Annotated in this window: 5 protein-coding genes; 2 read left to right on the top strand and 3 right to left on the bottom strand. The window is 68.9% G+C overall.

The features are described from left to right. Positions 1-99: 99 nt before the first annotated feature. The 3 genes from V7D28_RS13725 to V7D28_RS13715 all read right to left on the bottom strand — a co-directional run bounded on the left by V7D28_RS13725 (position 100) and on the right by V7D28_RS13715 (position 2,422). Positions 100-795, bottom strand: coding sequence for a DUF502 domain-containing protein (locus V7D28_RS13725; RefSeq protein ID WP_333587947.1), 696 nt, complete (start codon positions 793-795; stop codon positions 100-102). Between the two features lie 66 nt (positions 796-861). Then, positions 862-1,758 (bottom strand): dienelactone hydrolase family protein, encoded by an 897-nt coding sequence (locus V7D28_RS13720; RefSeq protein ID WP_333587946.1) that lies wholly within the window; start codon positions 1,756-1,758, stop codon positions 862-864. A 13-nt stretch (positions 1,759-1,771) separates the two neighbouring features. Further along, positions 1,772-2,422: an alpha-ketoglutarate-dependent dioxygenase AlkB gene (locus tag V7D28_RS13715; protein ID WP_333587945.1), complete on the bottom strand. Its 651-nt coding sequence runs from the start codon at positions 2,420-2,422 to the stop codon at positions 1,772-1,774. Positions 2,423-2,447: 25 nt separating this feature from the next. On the opposite strand from V7D28_RS13715, the gene V7D28_RS13710 reads away from it, so the two are divergent. Then, positions 2,448-2,948 (top strand): hypothetical protein, encoded by a 501-nt coding sequence (locus V7D28_RS13710; RefSeq protein ID WP_333587944.1) that lies wholly within the window; start codon positions 2,448-2,450, stop codon positions 2,946-2,948. Positions 2,949-3,124: 176 nt separating this feature from the next. Then, on the top strand, positions 3,125-5,026 hold the full coding sequence (gene dnaK, locus V7D28_RS13705) for a molecular chaperone DnaK (protein ID WP_333587943.1): 1,902 nt from the start codon (positions 3,125-3,127) through the stop codon (positions 5,024-5,026). The last annotated feature ends 185 nt before the right edge of the window (positions 5,027-5,211 follow it).

Raw genomic sequence — 5,211 nt, 5'->3', positions numbered from 1 at the left:
GCACAGAAGGCCCCGCCGCCCGCCGCCCCCAGGGGCGACGTCATCGGCGACCTGGTGGATGGGCTGACGCCCTCCGAACTTCCGCCATTCTGAGCCCGCTCAAGGGACCGGAGGCGTCTCCGCCGGCGGGCGCGGCCCGGGCGGCTGGGCCGGAAGGCCGCGGGTGCGATACTTGATCGCCTCCGGCGCCGTGACCCCGGCCGAGACCACGAACTGCACGGCCTCGTTCAGGCTCCAGTCCAGCCAGACCAGACGGTCCACCGGGACGATCTCCACATAGCCCGAGGTGGGGTTGGGCGTGGTGGGCACATAGACCGCGGCCAGTTCCTCGCCGGAATCGGCGGCGGTGAAGATCTGCGTCACCAGCCCCACCGTCTTCATCTCTTCGGACGGAAACTCGATCAGCACCACCTTCTGGGCCTGCTCTATGGGCGACTGGAAGCTGGCGATCAGTTTCTGAGCCGAGGAATAGACCGTCCGGCCGATGGGGATGCGGCCGATGAAGTCGTCCACCGCCCGGCCCACCGCCTTGCCCGCCGCGCCCCGGGCCAGCACGCCCACCACCGTCAGGATCAGGACGGCGGTGATGATCTCGAGCACGGTGGTCAGCGCCCCGGGCGGACCGGCTCCGAACCAGGCGCCGATGGGACGGATGACCAGCGAGCCCAGCAGGGCGGCGAGCTTGGCCAGCAGCCACAGCGCCCAGACCGTCAGGGCCAGGGGGGCGAGCGTGATCGCGCCGACGGCCAGGGTCTGGGGCCATCGGACGAGGAATTGGCGGACTTGAGGATCCATGGGGTCTCCGACAGGGGGGTCTTGCGTACCTAAACGCAAGCCCCGCCCGGCGGAACCATGCAGGCCTTATGCGGCGTGATGATGATGCGCCGCCACCCCGTGCTGGGCGAAGTGGGCGAGCATGCGCCGCCAGCCGTCTCGGGCGGCCTCGGCGTTATAGGCGGCCCGATAGTCGGCGTGGAATCCGTGCTGGGCCTCGGGATAGACGATGATCTCGCTGTCGGTCTTGCCCGCCGCGGCCAGGGCCTGACGCATCCGCTCCACATCGGCGAGCGGAATGCCCTGATCCTTGCCGGCATAGAGGCCGAGCACGGGGGCCGAGAGCTGGTCGGCCAGGTCCACCGGCCACTGGCGGCCGTCGTCGGGCGCATCGGCCGCCGGCGCCAGGCGGCCATACCAGGCCACGCCGGCCTTGAAGAGGTTGAGCTTCTGGCAGGCCTGCCAGGTGATGTTGCCGCCCCAGCAGAAGCCGGTGATGGCCGCCGCATCGGTCTGGGCGAAGTCCTGGGCGGCGAGATAGGCCATGGCCGCGCTCAGATCGCCCATCACCTGCTCGTCGGTGGCCGTGGCCACGATCTTGCGGATCTCGGCGAAGTCGGTGAGGCCCGACGGATCGCCGGCGCGGGCGAAGAAATCCGGAGCCAGGGCCACATAGCCCGCCTGGGCCAGGCGGCGGCAGACGTCGCGGATATATTCGTGGATGCCGAAGATCTCCGAGACCACGATGACCACCGGGAAGGGGCCGGCGCCTTCGGGCCGGGCGAGATAGGCCGGGATCTGGGTGTCGGGGGGCGAGAGCTGCACCGTGGCGGTCGCCAGGCCCGCCTCAGGCGTGGCGATGGGCTCGGCTTGGGCCGAGAGGCCGGCGGCCGCGTATCCGGCCAGGACGAGGCCCGCCAGGCCCCGCCGGGAGAGGTTCAAGTCGCCGGACTTGGTCCCTTCGGGACGGGTGAGGGTGGTCATGGCGTCCTCCTGCTTAGGCTTTCCTCTGATCCTGCGGTGGGGGAAGCGGCGAGTCCAGGGCGACCGGCCCGGCCCTGCGCAGGGTGAGGTTGATACGCCCGCCGCCGGGGACCAGACGCGAGCTCCCGGCCAGGATGCGGTCGACCCCGTGATGGACCAGCCGGCCTTCCCCCTCCAGGACCAGCACGTCGCCGGAGGCCAGGCGCAGGGAGGCGGTGGGATCGCGGCGCGAAAGTCCGCCCAGGCGGAAGACCGCGGTGTCGCCCAGGGACACCGAGACCACCGGAAAGCTCAGATCGGCCTCGTCCCGGTCCTGGTGCAGGCCCATGCGCGCCCCGGCCTCATAGCGGTTCACCAGGCAGGAATCAGGGGCGACCGCCAGGCCCGTCGCCTGGCGCCAGAGGTCGAGCAGCGCCTGGGGCATGGGGGGCCAGGCCTCGCCGGTGTCCGGGTGGCTGGGCTGATAGCGATAGCCCGCCCGGTCGCTCACCCAGCCCAGGGGGCCGAGCGCGGTCATGGCCACGCTCATAGCCTTGCCGCCCGGCGTTTTGTGGCGCCGGAAAGGGGCGCTCCGCGCAGCCTCCAGCACCTCCGCCAGCAGGACCGCCTGGGCGGCCGGGTCCAGATGACCGGCCAGAAGCCTGACGCCGGGCTTAATCTGCATGCTCATCCCCGCCATATAGGACCCCATGTCCAGCCCCGCCCGCATGACGCCGCTCAGCCTTCGCCCCCTGACGCCGGGCGAGGCCGCCCTGGCGGTCGAGGTGTTCGGCCAGGGCCTCTCACCTGGCCCTGTGCGTCTGCTGGCCCTGCCGCTCTGGCGCCGCGCCTTCGCCGCCGGGCCGCGGCTGCTGGTCTTTCCAGACGCCCTGGCCCTGGCCGATTTCAGCACCGCCCCCCTGCCCCTGCAGGGCCTGTTCGTCCACGAGCTGACCCATGTGTGGCAGGCCCAGAACGGGATCGGCCTGTTGCGGGCCAAGCTGCGGGCCGGGGACGGGCCGTCCGCCTATGCCTATGACCTCCGTGACGGTCGCGGCTTTTGCGAGCTCAATATCGAACAACAGGCCATGGTTGTGCAGCACGCCTTCCTGGCGAGCCGGGGGCAGGCCTGCCCGCACCCGGCCCTTTCCTATGGCGCCTATCTGGCGGGCCTGGGGCCCAGCGGGCGAGATAAGCCCTGGAAAGTTTAGGGGCATTGGGCTTGCGGGGCAGGTAGGACTACCCATATCGCGACTCGACGGCGGCAGCCCTGTGGGCTAACGCCCGAGACCCTTTTTCGAACCGGGGGCGGTGACAACAACCTGGGTGCTTCACTAGAAGGCCCGCCACGCGCCGTCCGCCAACAAGGAGCGAGCAGGACTCGATTATGAGCAAGATTATCGGCATCGACCTCGGCACCACCAATTCGTGCGTGGCCATCATGGACGGCAAGACGCCGAAAGTGATCGAGAACGCCGAAGGCGCCCGGACCACCCCGTCTGTGGTCGCCATTCTCGACGACGGCGAACGCCTCGTCGGCCAGCCGGCCAAGCGCCAGGCGGTCACCAACCCGTCCAACACCCTCTTCGCCATCAAGCGCCTGATCGGCCGCCAGTACAGCGATCCGACGGTGGAGAAGGACAAGGGCATGGTGCCCTATGACATCGTCAAGGGTCCCAGCGGCGACGCCTGGGTGAAGGCCCACGACAAGGATTATTCCCCCCAGCAGATCTCCGCCTTCATCCTGCAGAAGATGAAGGAAGCCGCCGAGCAGCACCTGGGCGAGAAGGTCGAGAAGGCGGTCATCACCGTCCCGGCCTATTTCAACGACGCCCAGCGCCAGGCCACCAAGGATGCGGGCAAGATCGCGGGCCTGGAAGTCCTGCGGATCATCAACGAACCCACCGCCGCGGCGCTCGCCTACGGGCTTGAGAAGAACGACGGCAAGAAGATCGCCGTCTATGACCTGGGCGGCGGCACCTTCGACGTCTCGATCCTGGAGATCGGCGACGGCGTGTTCGAGGTGAAGTCGACCAACGGCGACACCTTCCTGGGCGGCGAGGACTTCGACCTCCGGATCGTCGACTACCTGGCCGACGAGTTCCGCAAGGAGACCTCGGTCGACCTGCGCAAGGACAAGCTGGCCCTGCAGCGCCTGAAGGAAGAGGCCGAGAAGGCCAAGAAGGAGCTGTCCAGCGTCACCCAGTACGAGGTGAACCTGCCCTTCATCTCGATGAACGCCTCGGGTCCGCTGCACCTCAACATCAAGCTCTCCCGCGCCAAGCTGGAAGCCCTCGTCGAGGACCTGATCGCCAAGACCATCGGCCCCTGCGAGCAGGCGCTGAAGGACGCGGGCCTGAAGAAGACCGACATCGACGAGGTGATCCTGGTCGGCGGCATGACCCGCATGCCCAAGGTCGTCGACACGGTGAAGGAGTTCTTCGGCCGCGAGCCCCACAAGGGCGTGAACCCCGACGAGGTCGTGGCCCTGGGCGCCGCGGTCCAGGCCGGCGTGCTCCAAGGCGACGTCAAGGACGTGCTGCTGCTGGACGTCACCCCCCTGACGCTCGGCATCGAAACCCTGGGCGGGGTCTTCACCCCCCTGATCGAGCGCAACACCACCATCCCGACCAAGCGGTCCCAGACCTTCTCCACGGCCGACGACAACCAGTCGGCGGTGACCATCCGGGTCTTCCAGGGCGAGCGGCCCATGGCGGCGGACAACAAGCTGCTGGGTCAGTTCGACCTGGTGGGCATTCCGCCCGCGCCGCGCGGCGTGCCGCAGGTGGAGGTGACCTTCGACATCGACGCCAACGGCATCGTCAACGTCCAGGCCCGCGACAAGGCGACCAACAAGGAACAGTCGATCCGCATCCAGGCCAATGGCGGCCTTTCGGACGCCGACATCGAGGCCATGGTCAAGGAAGCCGAGGCCAACAAGGCCGAGGACGAGAAGCGCAAGGCCGTCGTCGAGGCCAAGAATCAGGCCGAGGCCGTCGTCCACTCCACCGAGAAGGCGCTCTCCGAACACGGGGACAAGGTCTCGGCCGAGGACAAGGGCGCCATCGAGACGGCGCTGGCCGATCTGAAGTCGGCCCTGGAGGGCGAGGATCCCGAGGCGATCGCCGCCAAGACCCAGACGCTCATCCAGGCCTCCATGAAGCTGGGCGAGGCCATGTACGCGGCCCAGCAGAACGCCTCGGGCGAGGCCCAACCCGACGCCGCCGGCGACGATGTGGTTGACGCCGAGTTCGAGGAAGTCGACGGCGACGACAAGAAGTCGGCGTGACGATCCCCCTCATGGCGCGACGCACCCCTTCCCGCCCCCGGGCGGAGGCCGGTGCGTCGCCGCCGGGCCCCTGCCGGCGCGATCCTGGCCCTGGCCTTGCGTCGGCCGGCGGGCGAGCCCACCTAGAATCCCATAATCAATCAGACACCTGACGCTCATGCGGGACTATTACGAGATCCTGGGCG

Origin of the sequence: Phenylobacterium sp. (assembly GCF_036723115.1) — a bacterium.
Classification (GTDB): Bacteria; Pseudomonadota; Alphaproteobacteria; order Caulobacterales; family Caulobacteraceae; genus Phenylobacterium.
This window is presented reverse-complemented; position numbering and strand designations above follow the sequence as displayed.